The sequence below is a fragment of the Lentzea sp. DG1S-22 genome (genome assembly GCF_036321065.1).
Taxonomy (GTDB): domain Bacteria; phylum Actinomycetota; class Actinomycetes; order Mycobacteriales; family Pseudonocardiaceae; genus Lentzea; species Lentzea jiangxiensis.
The window spans coordinates 7,784,712-7,801,553 of the sequence record NZ_CP143276.1; the positions used below are offsets into that span (position 1 = coordinate 7,784,712).

Consider the following 16,842-nt stretch of genomic DNA (forward strand, 5'->3'; position numbering starts at 1 on the left):
CCGGCACGCGGCTCGACCCGCCTGCGCTGTCACCCCTGAAGGGCTAACCCATGTTCTTGCAGGTGGGCGGCGGCAACGGGTTGAGCGGGCTGCACGGCCAGCCGGAGGACGACGGCGCCGTGGTCGTCGCGGTGGGCTGAGGTGGCGGCGGCTGCTCCTGGTTCGTCACGGCCGGCGGCGGGGTGGTCTTCCTCGGCGGCGGCTGCGTGCTCGGCGGCGTGCTGCTCGTGCTCGGCGGGGCGCTGCTGACGGTGGTCGAGATCTCCGTCGTGCTCGGCGGTGTCGAGCTGGTGGAACCGACCCAGGTGGAGTCGGGCGTTCTGCTCAACGGGTCGTCGGCGGAAACGCCGTGGATCGCCATGCCCACCAGCACTCCGAGCAACGCGGAACCGAGCACGGCGGAACCGCCTGCGGTCCACAGTGCGCGCACAGCGGTCCTCCTTGGGATGCTCACGGTTGGAAGTCAGACGGTCACGCCCCGGCAGGTTACCGGCTGACCCGGTCGCAGGAGAACGCTCGTCCGGGTGCCTTATCGGCTGCCCGACGGTCCCGGTTGAGTGATCGCCGTCATTCCACCGTGATCCGGGCAAGTACCAAACTGGCCCCGGAAAGCCCTGCCACCAGCACTGTTCCGGTCATGTGCCACGTCGGAGCGTCACCCGTGCAGGTGAACACCTCGGTGAAGCGCTGCGAGGAGCACGTGACGAACGGGACCGACGTGAGGGCGATCGACGAGGCGGCGACCCCGCCGAGCACCGCGGAGCCGAACGTGCGCATGAGAGGGAACGCGGCGTTCGCGGTGCCGACCGCCGCGATGGCGAACAGCAGCGGCACCGGTCTGGGGAACAGGCCGGTCAGCGCGCAGCCGACCATCAGGACGCCGAGCACGGCCTGGCCGATCCTCGCCTGTGTCGCCACGGTTACGGACCCTAACAACTCCGTAAGCTCTTTCCGGTCCGGTTTGCGCCAGTATTTTCGGTATGCGCCATCGTCGATTCCTGATTCCCGTCTCAGTTCTCCTGGTCGTCGCCCTCGGGATCGGGCTGTACCTGTTCCAGCCCTGGCGGCTGTTCACGGTTCGCCAAACGAACGACGCGCTCCTGGTGCCCACCGCGACCTCGCAGATGACGTCTTCCGCCGCTTCGGCGCCGGCCTCGGAAACGCCGAAGCAGGTCGCCGAAACGCCGGAGGAGATCGCGGCGGGGCAGTGGCGCTCGCTCGAACACGCGACCACCGGCAAAGCGAGCCTCATCGCGCTGCCCGGCGGCCGCCATTCCGTCCAGTTCGCGTCGCTGAACACCAGCGATGGCCCTGACCTGTACGTTTACCTGTCCCCGCACGCCTCGGACTCGTCCGAGAAGACGTTCGGCCAGGGATTCACGAGCCTCGGCAAGCTGAAGGGAAACCGCGGCGACCAGGTGTACGAAATCCCTTCCGGTGTGGACGTGTCCACCATTCGGAGCGTGGTGATCTGGTGCCAGAGGTTCTCCGCGGGCTTCGCCGTGGCCCCACTGGAACAAGCCTGAAACACCAGGCGGTCATCCGTTCTCTTCGCACTGTTGACTTTCTTGGTCTAGACCACATAACGTCAACGGACACAACATCGTCCCTTGCCGATGGGCGTGCGGAAGCCCCGTTGGCGAGGAGCACGGCTCACCGCGTGGGCCCACTGCGGCGGTGACGCGGCTCCGGCTCTCCCCGGAGCCGCGTCACCCCCGCGGGCGTTTTACTGTTGTTCGTGCACTCCAGGACCGTGGCGATCCACTACGTGCGCGCGGCACTGCGCGCGTGCCCGGACCCGTCCACCGTCCTGCGGGGCGCGGGCATCCCGCCGAGCCTGCTGGACGACGACAGGGCGCGCGTGACGCCCGCCCAGTACACGACGTTCATCCAGACCCTCTGGGAAGTCCTCGACGACGAGTTCATGGGCTTCGGACCGCGCCCGTCCAAGCGCGGCACGTTCGCGATGATGTGCCTGCTCGCCGTGCACTGCCCGGACCTCGAATCGGCCCTGCGGCGCGGCCTCGCCTTCTACGCGCTGTTCGACGAACCGCTGGAGCTCGCGCTCGTCGACGGCCGCTTCACGCTGCACATCCCCGGCGACCCCGACCACTTCCTGACCGAGTCGCTGCTGGTGCTGTGGCACCGCTTCTCGTCGTGGCTGATCGGCCGCCGCATCCCGTTGCGGGGCGCCGAGTTCGCCTACCCCGAACCCGCGCACGCCGCCGAGTACCACCTGATCTTCGGCTGCCCGCTGGCGTTCGGCGCACCCGCCACCGCGATCACGTTCGACCCGAGGTTCCTGCGCATGCCCGTGGTGCAGGACGAGGCCGCGTTGCGGCGCTTCCTGCGGCACTCGCCGGCGGACCTGCTCTCGCGCCGCGACCACGGCGCGGACACGGCGGGGCACGTGCGGCGGCTGCTCGGGCGCGGGGTGACGGGGCTGGAGGCCGTGGCGGCCCAGCTGGGCGTGTCGGCGCCGACGCTGCGGCGCAGGCTCGCCGCGGAGGGGACGTCGTTCCGCGAGGTGCGCGAACAGCTGCTGCGCGACCAGGCGGTCGCCTCGCTGGTGCGGGGCGGGGAGTCGGTGGAGGAGCTGGCGCTGCGCCTCGGGTTCTCCGAGGCGAGCGCCTTCCACCGGGCCTTCAAGAGGTGGACCGGGTCCTCACCCGGCTCCTACCGCGCCTAGAACCTGTCGCGCTCCCGCAGCGAAGCCGGAGGCCGGAACCGCTCGCCGTACGTGTCGGCGAGGTAGTCCGCCCGCTCCACGAACGCCTGCACGCCGCAGGAGTTGATGAACTGCAGCGTGCCACCGGTCCACGGGGCGAAGCCGAACCCGAAGATCGAGCCGATGTTCGCGTCCGCCACCGACGTCAGCACGCCCTCGTCCAGGCACCGCACGGTCTCCAGCGACTGCACGAACAGCAGCCGGTCGCGAACGTCCTGTTCGGACACCCCGGCGTCGGCCTTCGCGTACCGGGTCGTGAGCTCGGGCCAGAGGAACTTCCTGCCGCCCTCAGGGTACTCGTAGAACCCGGCACCGGCCGACTTCCCGCTGCGCCCCAGCGACACCATCTCGCGGATGAGGTCGTAGGCCGCGCTCTCCGACACCAGCGACGGGTCGTCCGCGAGCGTCTGGTCGTGGATCTTCAGCTGCAGCGACAGCGTCACCTCGTCCGACACCGCCAGCGGGCCGACGGCCATGCCGGACTTCTTGGCGACGTTCTCGATCAACGCCGGCGAGACGCCCTCGGCGAGCATCGTGATCGCCTCGATCACGTACGTGCCGAACGTCCGGGAGGTGTAGAAGCCGCGCGAGTCGTTGACCACGATCGGCGTCTTCCCGATCTGCCGCACGTAGTCCAGCGCGCGCTGGAGCGTCTCCTCGGACGTCTTCTCGCCGCGGATGATCTCCACGAGCCGCATCTTCGGCACCGGCGAGAAGAAGTGCAGGCCGATGAACCGCTCCGGCGCCGTCACCGCGGACGCGAGACCGGTGATCGGCAGCGTCGAGGTGTTGGACGCGATCACCGCGTCCGGCAACGCCTTCGCCTCGGCCGCGGGCAGCACCTCGTTCTTCAGCTCGCGGTTCTCGAAGACCGCCTCGATGACGAGGTCGCAGCCCGCGAGGTCGTCGTCGGAGTCGGTCGGCGTGATGCCGTCCAGGCCCTGTGCGCCCTTGCGGGCCGACTCCAGCGTGACGTCCTTCAGGACCACCTCGATGCCCGCCTTCGCGGACACCTCGGCGATCCCCGCGCCCATCATGCCCGCGCCCAGCACGCCGAGCTTGCCCACGCGCTTGCCCGTGGCGGACGCGCGGCCGTTGACCTCGTTGAGGTTGAACCAGAACGCGGTGATCATGTTCTTGGAGACCTGGCCGGACGCCAGCTCCAGGAAGTAGCGCGCCTCGATCTTCAGCGCCGTGTCGAAGTCGACGTACGCGCCCTCGACGGCCGCCGCCATGATCTTCTCCGGCGCCGGGTAGACGCCGTGCGACTTCTTGCTCAGCACGGCGGGAGCGGCCGCGAGGACGCCGTAGCTGTTGGGGTCGGCGAACTTGAGGTCCGGCACGCCCGCGCCCTGCACGTCCCACGGCTGCGTCGGCGCCGGGTTCGCCTTGATCCACGCACGCGCCTCGGAGAGCAGCTCCTCGCGCGTGTCCACGAGCTGGTGCACGATCCCGGCCTGCAGCGCGCGTTCCGGACGCAGCTGCTTGCCCTCCATGAGCAACGGCAACGCCTTCTGCACGCCCAGCAGGCGCACCATGCGCGTGACGCCACCGCCGCCGGGCAGCAGGCCCAGCGTCGCCTCGGGCAGGCCGACGCGGATCTTGTCGTCGTTCAGCAGGATCCGGCGGTGCGCGGCGAGGGCGATCTCGAACCCGCCGCCGAGCGCGGTGCCGTTGATCGCGGCCACGACCGGCTTGCCGAGCTTCTCCAGGCGCCGCAGCTGCGCCTTGAGCTCCTCCACGCCGTCCAGCGCCTGCGAGACGTTCTCCGGCGTGATCGCGATGAGCACGTTCAGGTCGCCGCCGGCGAAGAACGTCTTCTTGGCGGACGTGACGATCACGCCGGTGATGTCGTCGGCCTCGAGCTTGGCGACCGAGTCGCCCATCAGCTCGCGGTACTCGTCGTTCATCACGTTGGCGGAGCCGGACATGTCCATCGTCAGGGTGACGATGCCGTCGGCGTCCTTGTCGTAGTGGAACGGCATCTTCTAGACCCTCTCGATGATCGTGGCGATGCCCATGCCGCCGCCGACGCACAGCGTGGCGAGTCCGCGGCGCAGGTCCCGGCGCTCCAGCTCGTCGAGCAGCGTGCCGAGGATCATGCAGCCGGTGGCGCCGAGCGGGTGGCCGAGCGCGATGGCGCCGCCGTTGACGTTGACCTTGTCCTCGGGGATGTCCATGTCCCGCAGGAACTTCAGCACGACCGAGGAGAACGCCTCGTTGACCTCGAACAGGTCGATGTCCTCGACCGAGAGGCCCGCCTTGTCCAGGGCCTTGCGCGCGGACGGCGCCGGTCCGGTGAGCATGATCGTCGGCTCGGTGCCCACGACCGCGACGGACACGATCCGCGCGCGCGGCGTGAGGCCCAACGCCCGGCCGGCGGCCGCGGAGCCGATCAGCATCGCGGCGGCGCCGTCGACGATCTGCGAGGAGTTGCCCGGCGTGTGCACGTGGCTGATGCGCTCGACGGTGGGGTAGCGGTCGATCGCGACGGTGTCGTAGCCGAGGTCGCCGTGGAACTGGAAGCTGGGCTTGAGCCTGCCCAGCGACTCCACCGTCGACTCGGGACGGATCGTCTCGTCCTCCTTGAGCACCACCGTGCCGTTCTGGTCGACGACCGGCACGACGGACCGCTCGAACCAGCCGTTCTTCTGCGCCTCGAACGCCCGCGCGTGCGACCGCGCCGCCCACTCGTCGACGTCGGTGCGGGAGAAGCCCTCCAGCGTCGCGATGAGGTCGGCCGACACGCCCTGCGGCACGAACGACAGGTCGAAGTTCGTCTGCGGGTCGATCGCCCACGCGCCGCCGTCGGAGCCCATCGGCACGCGCGACATCGACTCGACGCCGCCCGCCACCACCAGGTCCTCGAACCCGGACGCGACCTTGGCCGCGGCGAGGTTCACCGACTCGAGCCCGGACGCGCAGAACCTGTTGAGCTGCACACCGGCCGGGCGCTGGTCCCAGCCCGCGGCCAGCACCGCCGTGCGGGCGATGTCGCCGCCCTGCTCCCCGAGCGGGGACACGACGCCGAACACGACGTCGTCCACCGCGGAGGTGTCGAGGGAGTTGCGTTCGGACAGCGCGCGCAGCACACCGGCGGCCAGATCCACGGGCTTGACGCTGTGCAGCGACCCGCGCTTCCCCTTGCCGCGCGGCGTGCGCACCGCGTCGAAGATCAAGGCTTCGCTCATGGTCCTCACGCTAGGCCCGCCCCGCCGAGCTGGCCATGACCGTGGAGGGTGACCGATTAGCTCACCTGGAACTCCATGTACTCGGGATCCTCGGCCTGCCGGAACCCGAGCCGCCGGTAGAGCCTGCGAGCGGGCAGGTTGTCCTCCCAGACCCGCAGGACGACGACCTTCCAGCCCTGCTCCGCCGCCCACGCCAGAACGGTCCTGACCAGGCTTTCCCCGATGCCGCGGCCGCGGTGGGAGGCGCGCACCCACATCGAGTAGAGGTAGAGCCCCTCCGGCTTTCCGGTGGCCGCGACCAGGGCGACGGGGTCGGGGTCGAGCGCGACGACCTTCAGCCCCTCGGCCGCGCGGTCGCGCCACTCGTCCTCGCCGTACCGCTGCTCGGCCGCCAGCGCGGACCCGAACTCCTCGGGGTCGCTGGACAGCGCCTCCAGGCGGATGTCGCGCCACAGCCGCCACTCGTCCGGCGCGACCTGATGGATCTGCATACCGAGCAGTCTGGACGACCGGGGTGGGAATTTCGCTCAGTTTTTCGGGTGACGACCTGGCGCGCCGGTCATGGCGTGGACCACCGCCCGGTGGTTTCGTGGACCGCATGGCAGAGCGTCGATCGCGGTGGATGGACAGCGACCTGGACCAGTTGCGCCAGCTCGCGCGCACGTTCTTCGAGAAGGAGGTCACGCCGCACGCGGAACGCTTCGCCGAGCAGAAGCAGGTCGACCGCGAGCTGTGGCTCAAGGCCGGTGAGCTCGGGCTGCTGTGCCTCTCCATCCCCGAGGAGTACGGAGGCGGCGGCGGGACGTTCGCCCACGAGGCCGTGCTGCTCGAGGAGCAGGCGCGCGCCGGCGACAGCTCGTGGGGCAACAGCGTGCACAGCGGCATCGTCGCCCACTACCTCAACTCCTACGGCACCGAGGAGCAGAAGCGGCGCTGGCTGCCGAAGCTCGCCTCGGGTGAGCACGTCGGCGCGATCGCGATGACCGAGCCCGGCGCGGGCTCCGACCTCCAGGGCATCCGCACGAAGGCGATCCGCGAGGGCGACGAGTACGTCATCAACGGCTCGAAGACGTTCATCACCAACGGCGCGCTCGCCGACCTCGTCATCGTGGTGGCCAAGACCGACCCTGCGCAGGGCGCCACCGGCATCTCGCTGCTCGTCGTCGAGAACGACATCCGGCGCGGCCGCGTGCTCGACAAGGTCGGCATGAAGGGGCAGGACACCGCCGAACTGTTCTTCGACGACGTCCGCGTGCCGGCGGACAACCTCCTCGGCGGCCAGGAGGGCCTCGGGTTCGTCCAGCTCATGCAGCAGCTGCCGCAGGAACGCCTCATCATCGGCGTCTGCTGCATCGCGGGCATCGAGGCGGCCGTCGACCTCACGCTCGGGTACGTGAAGGAGCGCAAGGCGTTCGGCAAGGAGCTGATCAAGTTCCAGAACACCCGCTTCAAGCTGGCCGAGTGCGCGACCGAGGCGTCCGTGACCAGGGCGTTCATCGACGAGTGCATCGAGAAGCACCTGCGCGGCGAACTGGACGTGCCGACCGCCGCGATGGCGAAGTGGTGGGCCAGCGACCGGCTGAGCAGGGTCGTCGACGAGTGCGTGCAGCTGTTCGGCGGCTACGGCTACATGAACGAGTACCCGATCGCACGTGCCTGGTCCGATGCCCGCGTGCAGCGGATCTACGGCGGCACGAACGAGATCATGAAGGAAATCATCGCGAGGTCCCTGTGAGCGGGCCTCTGGAGGGGTTGCGCGTCGTCGAGCTCGCGGGCCTCGCGCCCGCGCCGTTCGCGTGCATGGTGCTCGCCGACCTGGGCGCGGACGTGGTGCAGGTCTGCAAGCCGGGGAGCCGGTCGACGGTTCCCGGCGACTTCCTGGGCCGCAACCGGCGCTCCGTCGCGATCGACACCCGCACCCCCGAGGGCGCCGATCTGGTGCTGCGGCTGGTCGAACGCTCGGACGTGCTGGTGGAGGGCTTCCGGCCGGGTGTCACCGAGCGCCTGGGCATCGGCCCGGCCCAGTGCCTCGCCCGCAACCCGCGCCTCATCTACGGGCGCATGACCGGGTGGGGTCAGGACGGGCCCCTCGCAGACCGCGCCGGCCACGACATCAACTACATCGCCGTCGCGGGCGCGCTGGAGCCTCTGGGCCGGGCCGGCGGGCCGCCGTCGTTCCCGATCAACCTGCTCGGCGACTTCGGCGGGGGAGGGCTGCTGCTGGCCCTCGGCGTGCTCGCCGCGCTGTATGAGAGGGAACGCTCCGGGCGCGGTCAGGTCGTCGACGCGGCCATGGTCGACGGGGCGGCGCTGCTGACGACGTTCCTGCACGGGATGCGGTCCGCGGGCATGTGGCCGGGCGGGCGCGGCGAGAACATGCTCGACGGTGGAGTGCCGTTCTACGACGTCTACGAGGCCGCGGACGGCGGGTACGTGGCCGTGGGCGCGCTGGAGGAGAAGTTCTACGCCGACCTCGTGCGCGTGCTGGGGCTGGAGGACGCACCCTCGCGCAACGACCCCGCGAACTGGCCTGAGCTGCGGGAACGCATCACCGCGGCGGTGAAGACCCGGTCGCGCGACGAGTGGGCGGGCCTCGCGGAGGACACCGACGCCTGCCTGGCGCCCGTGCTGACCCCGGACGAGGCGGCACGTCACCCGTACAACGCGGAACGTTCCACTTTCGTGGACGTCGGTGGCGCGCTGCACCCGGCTCCGGCGCCCCGCTTCGACCGCACGCCGACGGCCGTTCCGACCCCTCCGGTGTCCGCGGGGGTGAACACCGGGGAAGTGCTTGCCGACATGGGTGTGTCCGCCGACCGAATTATGGAACTGCGGCGGTCTGGAGTAATTGGATGAATGGCCGGGCGCGCATTAATTGCGCCACGAGGGCGTGACGGAGCGTGAAGGCGGCGGTTCGGCATCCGGGTGAGGCCCGGTGCACCAGGTTCTGTCCAAGCTGTGGGATGCGAGGGAGTCCGTGTTCACCTCGTGCCCAGGACATCGGCGCTGCTGACGCCCCGCTTTAGCCGCCATTCGGGTGACATTGGGCGCCCCGCAGGCGTGCGCCCCTGGTCGATCGCCGCTGTGGTTGGGCGTGGTCGTTGTTCATCGCAAGGGTGAATGGTGGACCATGTCGGGTGACACGGGCGGTCCGCCGCCTGACCGGTGAGCGACATGGACGGAGAGGTACCTGTGAACCTCAAGAAGGTGCTAGTGCTGGCGGGCGTCGCGCTGGTGCTGTTCCTCCTGATCACCCGGCCCGAAGAGTCCGCTTCGGCGGTCCAGACGGCTCTCGGCTGGCTGCGGGAGGGCGCGGAGTCGATCATCACCTTCGTCAGGAGCCTCTTCGGCACGGCGACCCCCATCGCCTAGTGACGCACCGTGATCCTCGACCGTTCGCGTTGAGCCGGACGGGTGGAATGCGGCCAATCACGCACTGGTAACGGGTGTTCTGAGGATTCAGGGTCTGGCGATTGTCAGACCTACCGAATACCTTCCGCTGCAATGGCCGATCCCCGACCGACGAGGAGGCATGGATGGTCGAGGACTCCGGGGTCCACGAGCTCTTGAAGCAGTGGGCGGCTGAACGGTCTGATGACGCAGAGATGCAGGAGGTGAACCGGATCAAGAACGCGTGGCTCGCTGAGGCTCCCCCTCGGCGCCGGGCATCCCCGTGCAGCGGGGTGCCGCACGGAGCGGGCCGCGTGGCTTGGTCAAGGTCGACTCGGCGGATCCGGCCTACGTGGCCGCGATGCGCAAGCGGGCGCCGGAGGCACCCGAGGCGTTGCTCGCCGCCGCGGCGAGCTACTGGCAGCTGGTGGGCGACGTCGCCGAGGCCGAGCAGTGGTGGGACGCGGGCATCAGCCCGCTGGACCAGCGCGCGCTCGACTACCGCGCGGCCGGCCTCACGCCCGCCGACCTCGGGAGGCGCCTGGGACCGATGACGGTTCTCCAGCACCTTCGCCGTGGCTCCGCCGCGGCCTGGTGCGTCGCACGTCTGCAGAGGCAGCGCCGGGACGGCGTGGCATAAGAGGAACGGGCTGCCGGAGGCGGCAGCCCTGTACCCATCCCCACGGGTGGCCTCCTGTCAGGAGGCCTCACCCCAGTAGTGTGGAGGTCGTGCGCGGCCTCCTTACTCCCCAGCGTGTGCTGATCGCGCTCGCCTGTCTGGCGGCGCTGATCGTCTGCTGCGGGCTCGCGTACTGGCAGTGGCAGCGCTTCGAGTCCTCCAGCGGCACGTTCCAGAACCTCGGGTACGTGCTCCAGTGGCCGCTCTTCGGCCTCTTCCCCCTCTTCATGGTGTGGCGTTTCCGCCGCCTGGCACGCCAGCGCCGTGACGAGGCTCTCTCCGCACCGGAGCCGGTTGCGGCCGCCGCCGAGCCGGTGACTACCGTTGACGCCGTCAAACCCGCGCCCGTCGAGCACTTCGACGACGAAGAAGACGCGGAGCTCGCGGCCTACAACCGCATGCTCGCGAACCTCAACGCGCGGGACGGTCGTTGAGCGAAGGCGGGCAGATGAAGGGTGCGTTGACCCGGTTCAGGGTCATGGCTTACGTGGTCGGTGTCTTCCTGCTGCTCCTGGTCGTGGCGATGGTGCTCAAGTACGCCGCGGACATGGACGGCGCGATGAAGGTCGTCGGCCCGGTCCACGGCTTCCTCTACGCCATCTACCTGGTGCTTTCCGTAGACCTGGCGCTGAAGCTGCGCTGGTCGATCAAGGGCACGGCGCTCGTGCTGATCGCCGGCACGATCCCGTTCCTGTCGTTCTGGGCGGAGCGCAAGGTGGTCGAGAAGACGGCGCAGGGCGTGCCGCTGTGACGTTCGGCCTGCTAGCGTCTGGGGCAACCAACTGAACACGGCCGTCGATGTCGCGCGGGAGAGCTCCACCGCTGCCGGTTTCCGGCGTGGGGAGCGCCGAAGGAGCAACTCCTCCCCGGAATCTCTCAGGTCCCCGTACCGCGCGACGAAGGCAACTCTGGAAAGCAGGCTCGTCAGCAGCCTCGCCCACGGTGCAAGCCACTCCGGTGGTGAAGCTCTCAGGCTCATGACAGAGGGGGAGGCTCTCTCAGACGAGGAGTCTCTGATGGACCGTGTCATTCTTCTGTTGCCTCAGCCGGCCTGCTCCGGCTCTTCGGCGCACCCTCAAGGAGCGTTCTGATGTCCCGCCTCACGCCTCTGAACGCCGAGCACGAGCAGCTCGGCGCGATGTTCACCGACTTCGCGGGCTGGCGGATGCCGCTGCGCTACTCGTCCGAGCTCGCCGAGCACCACGCGGTGCGCACCTCGGCGGGCCTGTTCGACCTCACGCACATGGGTGAGATCGTCCTGACCGGACCGCAGGCGGGCGAGGCGCTCGACTACGCGCTCGTCGGCCACATCTCCGCGCTGGCCGTCGGCAAGGCGCGCTACACGATGATCACCCAGGCCGATGGCGGCGTGATCGACGACCTGATCGTGTACCGCTTGGGCGACGAGGAGTTCATGGTCGTCGCGAACGCCTCCAACGCCGCGGTCGTGGCCGACGCGCTGGTGGAGCGCGCCGCCGGGTTCGACACCGCCGTCGCGGACAGGTCGACCGACTACGCGCTGATCGCGGTCCAGGGCCCGAAGTCCGTCGAGATCCTCGCCGGCCTGACCGACACCGACCTCTCGACGGTGAAGTACTACGCCTCGTACCCGTCGACCGTCGCGGGCGTCCCGGCGCTGCTCGCGCGCACCGGCTACACCGGCGAGGAGGGCTTCGAGCTGTTCGTCGCCCCGGCCGACGCCTCGGCCGTGTGGGCCGCGCTGCTGGAGGCGGGCCAGCCGCACGAGCTCAAGCCGTGCGGACTCGGCTGCCGCGACACGCTGCGCCTCGAAGCCGGGATGCCGTTGTACGGCAACGAGCTCACCACGTCGCTGACGCCCTACAACGCGAACCTCGGCCGCGTCGTGAAGCTCGACAAGCCGGGTGACTTCGTGGGCCGCGACGCCCTCGCGAAGGTGGCGGAGTCCGGTGTGGACTCGGTCCTGGTCGGACTGAAGACCCCCGAGCGGCGCGCCCCGCGCCACGGCTACGCGGTGCTGAACGGCGACGAGGTCGTCGGCGAGGTCACCTCGGGCGCCCTGTCCCCGACCCTCGGCTACTCGGTCGCGATGGCCTACGTGACCCGTGCGAGCTCCGAGCCGGGCACCTCACTGCTGGTGGACGTCCGCGGCAAGAAGCAGCCGGTCGAGGTCGTCGCACTTCCGTTCTACAAGCGCGCCAAGTAGGGAGATCCTCCAGATGTCCGACCAGTTCAACGCCTCCCTCGCGGAGTACGACCCCGAGGTTGCCGAGGCCGTCGCGGCCGAGCTGGCGCGCCAGCAGGGCACCCTCGAGATGATCGCCTCGGAGAACTTCACCCCGGTCTCCGTGCTGCAGGCCCAGGGCTCCGTGCTCACCAACAAGTACGCCGAGGGCTACCCCGGCCGCCGCTACTACGGCGGCTGCGAGCACGTCGACGTCGTCGAGCGCCTCGCCATCGAGCGCATCAAGTCGCTCTTCGGCGCCGGCTTCGCGAACGTCCAGCCGCACTCGGGCGCCCAGGCCAACGCGGCCGCCATGTTCGCGCTCCTGCAGCCCGGCGACACGATCCTCGGCCTGGACCTCGCGCACGGCGGCCACCTGACGCACGGCATGCGCATCAACTTCTCCGGCAAGCTCTACAACGTCGTGCCGTACCACGTCTCCGACGAAGACGGCCGCGTCGACATGGCCGAGGTCGAGCGCCTCGCGACCGAGCACCGCCCGAAGCTGATCGTGGCCGGCTGGTCCGCCTACCCGCGCCAGCTGGACTTCGCCGAGTTCCGCCGCATCGCGGACTCGGTCGAGGCGTACCTGATGGTCGACATGGCGCACTTCGCGGGCCTCGTGGCCGCGGGCCTGCACCCGTCGCCCGTGCCGCACGCGCACGTGACCACGACGACCACGCACAAGACCCTCGGCGGCCCCCGCGGCGGCGTGATCCTGTCGAACGACGCCGACATCGCCAAGAAGATCAACTCGGCGGTGTTCCCCGGCCAGCAGGGCGGTCCGCTGGAACACGTGATCGCGGCCAAGGCCGTGGCGTTCAAGCACGCCGCCTCGCCGGAGTTCGCCGACCGGCAGCGCCGCACGCTCGAGGGCGCCCGGATCCTGGCCGACCGGCTGTCGCAGGCCGACGTCGCGGCCGCCGGCGTGAAGGTGCTCACCGGGGGGACCGACGTCCACCTGGTCCTCGTCGACCTGGTCTCGTCCGAGTTGGACGGCAAGCAGGCCGAGGACGTGCTGCACCGGATCGGCATCACGGTGAACCGCAACGCCGTCCCGAACGACCCGCGTCCGCCGATGGTGACGTCCGGCCTGCGGATCGGAACGCCGGCGCTGGCCACCCGCGGGTTCGGTGAGGTGGACTTCGCCGAGGTGGCCGATGTGATCGCCGAGGCCTTGAAGCCCGGGGCGGCTGTGGAGGAGCTGCGGGCCCGGGTCGAGGTCCTGGCGGCCAAGCACCCGCTGTACTCGTCGCTCTGATTTCCTGGTCTTGTCGGACCCCCTGAGTAGCCTTTGGGCTCAGGGGGTCCTTCTTTTGGGGGGACCCTTGCGGTCGCCTGCGGCTCTGGGGTTGGCGTGGGTTTGTTGGCCGCCTTCGGCGTGCGCGTGGGTTGTGGGGCGTCCCCCTGTGCGGTTGGCGGCTGCCTGGTGGTTGTCCGCAGGTGGGTGCGGGTGGCTGCGCCTGTGCCGGTTTCGATTGCCGCCTGTTCCGGGGGTGCTCGGGTTGCCGGTGGCGGGATCGGCTTGCTGTTGAGCAGGTGCTTGCGGTTGCGAGGCGCTTCTTGGCTGGCTCGGCTTCGCCATCGCCACTGCTCGCCGTCGGCCTCGCGTGGCGACTGCTTCCCCTGCGCCCCCGCGGTGTACGACGAAGGGCGCCGCCTCTGTGGCGACGCCCTTCGCGACCCGGAGCGAGAACGACGGGAACCCCGGCCCCTTCCCCAGGGCCGGGGTGTCACCGTGTCAGGGTGTTGTGTGTCTCAGATGGACCGTCCTAACGGGAGTGTGTGGGTTACGCGGCGGGGGCCGTGACGCCGGGGGGCAGGCACTCCACGTTGCGCTTGCCGTCGGGCTGGATCACGAACCAGGTTCCGCCGACGCCCTGACCCTTCCAGGCGCCCGGCTTCGGGTCCTGGGAGTAGGCGTAGAGCGCCCAGCCGTCGATCGCGACCTGCTTCTTGCCGTCGGCGCGGGTGATCAGCGAGACGAGCTTCGGGTCGATGCCCTCGACCTGGGGAACCGTGTCCGAGAGGAGCGGCGGCCAGGTCACCGCGCACTGGTTGTTGCAGTTGGACTTGCCTTCCGGCTTCGGGGTGTCCTTGTCGAAGCGGTACATCGTGCGGCCGTCGCCGTCCTGGACCACGAGGCCCATCTTGTCGACGGGCTTGCCGACCAGCTTCAGCGAGCTGACCGGGGCGGCTGCAGGGGGCTGCGCCGCGGGCTGTGCGGCCGGGGTTTCCGGGGCCTGCTGCTGGACAGGGGTCTCGGGCGCCGCAGCGGGCTCCTGGAGTACCGGGGGCTGACCCACGTCGCCGTAGTCACCGAGGACGCCCAGGTCGGTTTCGGTCTGTGCCACCGGCTTGGAGTTGTTCGAGCCACTGCCCGTGGCGCTCCAGACACCCAGACCCAGCACAACTGCCAGTCCCGCGGCGAGCCCGATGGCAATGCGGTTACGTCGGATCACACTCATGTCCTCCTTGTCCATCCGTTCGCTCTATCGAGGCCATACGGGCGGGGTTGCGTCTCGGTTCAGAAACGAACCGAACCTCCTCGTCTCCCGAACGCCTGGCGGAGCCGGGTCGTGCAGGAGGTGCAGGGTGGTCGTCGCTGGTCAGCTGGCGGGAATGGCCGAACGGGTGCTGGGTGCGCCGTTGCCGATCGGAATTCGCGCCCGGGACGGGAGCGTGGCCGGGCCGCGGGACGGCACGGTGCTCGTGATCCGGTCGCGGGACGCGTTGCGGAGGCTCGTGTGGAGTCCGAACGAGCTCGGGCTCGCTCGCGCGTACGTGAGCGGGGAGCTCGACGTCGAGGGGATCTCGCGACCGGGCTCTCGCAGATCTGGGGGCTCGTGCGCCGGGGTGTGACCCGGCGGCCGCGGATCTCAGAGGTCGTGCGGCTCGCGGTGCGGCTGAAGGTGCTCGGGCCGAACCCCGACGCGCAGGAGGAGGCGCGGCTGCGGGGTGCGCTGCACACCAAGAGCCGCGACCGGGACGCGATCTCGCACCACTACGACCTGGGCAACGCGTTCTACCAGCTCGTGCTCGACCCGAGCATGGCCTGCTCGTGCGGGTACTTCACGTCCGAGGACGAGTCGCTCGAGCAGGCGCAGCACAACAAGCTCGACCTCGTGTGCCGCAAGCTCGGCCTGCGGCCGGGCATGCGCCTGCTCGACGTCGGGTGCGGGTGGGGTTCGATGATCATCCACGCGGCGAAGCACTACGGCGTGCACGCGACGGGTGTGACGATCGCCGCCCAGCAGCGCGCGCACGTCCTCGGGCGGATCGAGGCCGAGGGGCTGCGGGACCGCGTCGAGGTGCGGCTGCAGGACTACCGGTAGGTGCGCGACGAGCCGTTCGACGCGATCTCCACGATCGAGATGGGGGAGCACGTCGGCGAGCGCAACTACCCCGAGTACGCCGCGACGGTGCACCGGCTGCTGAAGCCGGAGGGTCGCCTGCTGCTGCAGCAGATGTCGCGCGGCCGGAACGCGCCGGGTGGCGGTGCGTTCATCGAGTCGTACGTCGCACCGGACATGCACATGCGGCCCGTCAGCCAGACAACCGGCTTCCTCGAAGGCGCCGGCCTGGAGATCCGCGACGTGCACGCGCTGCGCGAGCATTACGTGTGGACGGTGCGCGCGTGGGCGGAGACGCTCGATGAGCGGTGGGACGAGGTTGTCGCGCTGGTCGGTGAGGGGCAGGCGCGGGTCTGGCGGTCGTACCTGGCGGGCGGCGCGCTGACGTTCGAGGAGGGACGGATGGGCGTCGACCAGGTCCTCGCGGTGCGCCGGAGCGAGAGCGGACGCAGCGGCATGCCTCGCGTCCGCCGCGAGCTGGTCGCCCGATGAGCTTCCTGATCACGTTCGTAGCGGTCGTCCTGCTGCTGAGCGCCCTGTTCTTCTACGCGGACTCGCGCAAGCGCTACGACCTGATCGACTCCGTGTGGGGTCCCGGCTTCGCCGTGATCGCGGTGCTGACGCTGGTGTTCGCGCAGGGCGAACCGACTCGGCAGTGGATCGTCACCGCGCTCACCGCGGTGTGGGGTCTGCGCCTGGGAGCGCACATCCACTCGCGGAACCGCGGGAAGGGCGAGGACCCGCGCTACCAGGACATCCTGAGGCGCGCCAAGGGAAATCCGCGCCTGAAGATGTACCGGGTCTACCTCTTGCAGGCCGTGCTCATGTGGATCGTGTCGCTGCCCGTCCAGGCCGCGCAGCACCTTTCGGCCCCTTTCGGGGTGCTAGATTGGGTGGGCACTGGCGTGTGGTTGGTCGGCTTCGTCTTCGAGGCCGTGGGTGACTGGCAGCTCTCCCGGTTCCGCGCGGACCCGGCGAACGAAGATGCCGTGATGGACCGCGGTTTGTGGCGCTACACAAGGCATCCGAACTACTTCGGCGACTCCGTGGTGTGGTGGGGCCTGTACCTGTTCGCGTTGCACTCGTGTGTCGCCACGCTCACGATCATCGGTCCGGTGGTCATGACGTGGCTGCTCGCGAAGGGCAGCGGCAAACCGTTGCTGGAGAAGGACATCGTGTCCCGCCGTCCTGGTTATGCCGAGTACGTCCGGCGTACCAGCGGCTTCGTTCCGCTGCTCCCGAAGAAGAGCCGGGCGGGGTAGCCGGACGGGCCTGGTGACGGGTGCGAGCGCCTGCGG

At 69.8% G+C, this 16,842-nt stretch carries 16 protein-coding genes, 2 pseudogenes and 2 riboswitches; of the genes and pseudogenes, 12 read left to right on the plus strand and 6 right to left on the minus strand.

The annotated features are described in order from the left end of the window. Positions 1-43 precede the first annotated feature (43 nt). A complete protein-coding gene (locus V1227_RS37030; protein WP_329789782.1) occupies positions 44-430 on the minus strand; it encodes a hypothetical protein in 387 nt (128 codons plus the stop codon). 137 nt (positions 431-567) lie between these two features. Continuing rightward, positions 568-918, minus strand: coding sequence for a hypothetical protein (locus tag V1227_RS37035; protein ID WP_236218199.1), 351 nt, complete (start codon positions 916-918; stop codon positions 568-570). 185 nt (positions 919-1,103) lie between these two features. Here V1227_RS37035 and V1227_RS37040 point away from each other — a divergent pair, with 185 nt between their 5' ends. Together V1227_RS37040 and V1227_RS37045 are read left to right on the plus strand one after the other, a co-directional pair. Further along, a complete protein-coding gene (locus V1227_RS37040) occupies positions 1,104-1,526 on the plus strand; it encodes a DM13 domain-containing protein (RefSeq protein WP_329789783.1) in 423 nt (140 codons plus the stop codon). A 212-nt stretch (positions 1,527-1,738) separates the two neighbouring features. Continuing rightward, a complete protein-coding gene (locus V1227_RS37045) occupies positions 1,739-2,689 on the plus strand; it encodes an AraC family transcriptional regulator (RefSeq protein WP_329789784.1) in 951 nt (316 codons plus the stop codon). Here V1227_RS37045 and V1227_RS37050 read toward each other — a convergent pair. From V1227_RS37050 to V1227_RS37060, 3 genes are read right to left on the minus strand one after another with little or no spacing between them, the layout of a single operon-like run. Continuing rightward, on the minus strand, positions 2,686-4,713 hold the full coding sequence (locus V1227_RS37050; protein WP_329789785.1) for a 3-hydroxyacyl-CoA dehydrogenase NAD-binding domain-containing protein: 2,028 nt from the start codon (positions 4,711-4,713) through the stop codon (positions 2,686-2,688). The genes V1227_RS37045 and V1227_RS37050 overlap by 4 nt on opposite strands. 3 nt (positions 4,714-4,716) lie before the next feature. Then, the gene (locus V1227_RS37055) at positions 4,717-5,919 is read right to left on the minus strand and encodes an acetyl-CoA C-acetyltransferase (protein ID WP_236218191.1); all 1,203 of its coding nucleotides are present in this window, start codon (positions 5,917-5,919) and stop codon (positions 4,717-4,719) included. A 56-nt stretch (positions 5,920-5,975) separates the two neighbouring features. After that, the gene (locus tag V1227_RS37060; RefSeq protein WP_329789786.1) at positions 5,976-6,410 is read right to left on the minus strand and encodes a GNAT family N-acetyltransferase; all 435 of its coding nucleotides are present in this window, start codon (positions 6,408-6,410) and stop codon (positions 5,976-5,978) included. A 107-nt stretch (positions 6,411-6,517) separates the two neighbouring features. On the opposite strand from V1227_RS37060, the gene V1227_RS37065 reads away from it, so the two are divergent. The 8 genes and pseudogenes from V1227_RS37065 to glyA all read left to right on the plus strand — a co-directional run bounded on the left by V1227_RS37065 (position 6,518) and on the right by glyA (position 13,452). Continuing rightward, positions 6,518-7,654 carry an acyl-CoA dehydrogenase family protein gene (locus V1227_RS37065; RefSeq protein ID WP_329789787.1) on the plus strand — a complete coding sequence of 379 codons (1,137 nt, stop codon included), beginning with the start codon at positions 6,518-6,520 and terminating at the stop codon, positions 7,652-7,654. Next, positions 7,651-8,775 (plus strand): CaiB/BaiF CoA transferase family protein, encoded by a 1,125-nt coding sequence (locus V1227_RS37070; protein WP_329789788.1) that lies wholly within the window; start codon positions 7,651-7,653, stop codon positions 8,773-8,775. The genes V1227_RS37065 and V1227_RS37070 overlap by 4 nt, the downstream gene beginning before the upstream one ends. A gap of 318 nt (positions 8,776-9,093) precedes the next feature. After that, positions 9,094-9,291, plus strand: a complete 198-nt coding sequence (locus tag V1227_RS37075; protein ID WP_236218184.1) for a hypothetical protein — start codon at positions 9,094-9,096, stop codon at positions 9,289-9,291. Between the two features lie 164 nt (positions 9,292-9,455). Further along, positions 9,456-9,949 (plus strand): annotated as a pseudogene (locus tag V1227_RS37080) (helix-turn-helix transcriptional regulator). A gap of 89 nt (positions 9,950-10,038) precedes the next feature. Continuing rightward, on the plus strand, positions 10,039-10,422 hold the full coding sequence (locus V1227_RS37085) for a hypothetical protein (RefSeq protein WP_329789789.1): 384 nt from the start codon (positions 10,039-10,041) through the stop codon (positions 10,420-10,422). Between the two features lie 14 nt (positions 10,423-10,436). Further along, positions 10,437-10,739 carry a DUF3817 domain-containing protein gene (locus tag V1227_RS37090; RefSeq protein ID WP_090095721.1) on the plus strand — a complete coding sequence of 101 codons (303 nt, stop codon included), beginning with the start codon at positions 10,437-10,439 and terminating at the stop codon, positions 10,737-10,739. Positions 10,740-10,784: 45 nt separating this feature from the next. Then, positions 10,785-10,890, plus strand: a riboswitch (glycine riboswitch). A gap of 1 nt (position 10,891) precedes the next feature. Next, positions 10,892-10,979: riboswitch (glycine riboswitch) on the plus strand. A 99-nt stretch (positions 10,980-11,078) separates the two neighbouring features. After that, on the plus strand, positions 11,079-12,173 hold the full coding sequence (gene gcvT / locus V1227_RS37095) for a glycine cleavage system aminomethyltransferase GcvT (RefSeq protein WP_329789790.1): 1,095 nt from the start codon (positions 11,079-11,081) through the stop codon (positions 12,171-12,173). Positions 12,174-12,186: 13 nt separating this feature from the next. Then, positions 12,187-13,452 (plus strand): serine hydroxymethyltransferase, encoded by a 1,266-nt coding sequence (gene glyA / locus V1227_RS37100; RefSeq protein ID WP_236218178.1) that lies wholly within the window; start codon positions 12,187-12,189, stop codon positions 13,450-13,452. Between the two features lie 529 nt (positions 13,453-13,981). Here glyA and V1227_RS37105 read toward each other — a convergent pair. Then, a complete protein-coding gene (locus tag V1227_RS37105) occupies positions 13,982-14,653 on the minus strand; it encodes a COG4315 family predicted lipoprotein (protein WP_090096057.1) in 672 nt (223 codons plus the stop codon). A gap of 160 nt (positions 14,654-14,813) precedes the next feature. Between V1227_RS37105 and V1227_RS37110 the strand changes: the two are divergent. Together V1227_RS37110 and V1227_RS37115 are read left to right on the plus strand one after the other, a co-directional pair. Continuing rightward, a pseudogene (locus V1227_RS37110) lies at positions 14,814-16,036 on the plus strand (class I SAM-dependent methyltransferase). Continuing rightward, positions 16,033-16,806 (plus strand): DUF1295 domain-containing protein, encoded by a 774-nt coding sequence (locus V1227_RS37115; RefSeq protein ID WP_329789791.1) that lies wholly within the window; start codon positions 16,033-16,035, stop codon positions 16,804-16,806. The pseudogene V1227_RS37110 and the gene V1227_RS37115 overlap by 4 nt, the downstream one beginning before the upstream one ends. The last annotated feature ends 36 nt before the right edge of the window (positions 16,807-16,842 follow it).

Excerpts from the sequence above, each read along its gene's own strand:
- V1227_RS37050 (WP_329789785.1), bottom strand. The coding sequence starts at position 4,713 with ATGCCGTTCCACTACGACAAGGACGCCGACGGCATCGTCACCCTGACG.
- V1227_RS37115 (WP_329789791.1), top strand. The coding sequence starts at position 16,033 with ATGAGCTTCCTGATCACGTTCGTAGCGGTCGTCCTGCTGCTGAGCGCC.
- V1227_RS37055 (WP_236218191.1), bottom strand. The coding sequence starts at position 5,919 with ATGAGCGAAGCCTTGATCTTCGACGCGGTGCGCACGCCGCGCGGCAAG.
- V1227_RS37065 (WP_329789787.1), top strand. The coding sequence starts at position 6,518 with ATGGCAGAGCGTCGATCGCGGTGGATGGACAGCGACCTGGACCAGTTG.
- V1227_RS37090 (WP_090095721.1), top strand. The coding sequence starts at position 10,437 with ATGAAGGGTGCGTTGACCCGGTTCAGGGTCATGGCTTACGTGGTCGGT.
- V1227_RS37075 (WP_236218184.1), top strand. The coding sequence starts at position 9,094 with ATGGACGGAGAGGTACCTGTGAACCTCAAGAAGGTGCTAGTGCTGGCG.
- V1227_RS37060 (WP_329789786.1), bottom strand. The coding sequence starts at position 6,410 with ATGCAGATCCATCAGGTCGCGCCGGACGAGTGGCGGCTGTGGCGCGAC.
- glyA (WP_236218178.1), top strand. The coding sequence starts at position 12,187 with ATGTCCGACCAGTTCAACGCCTCCCTCGCGGAGTACGACCCCGAGGTT.
- gcvT (WP_329789790.1), top strand. The coding sequence starts at position 11,079 with ATGTCCCGCCTCACGCCTCTGAACGCCGAGCACGAGCAGCTCGGCGCG.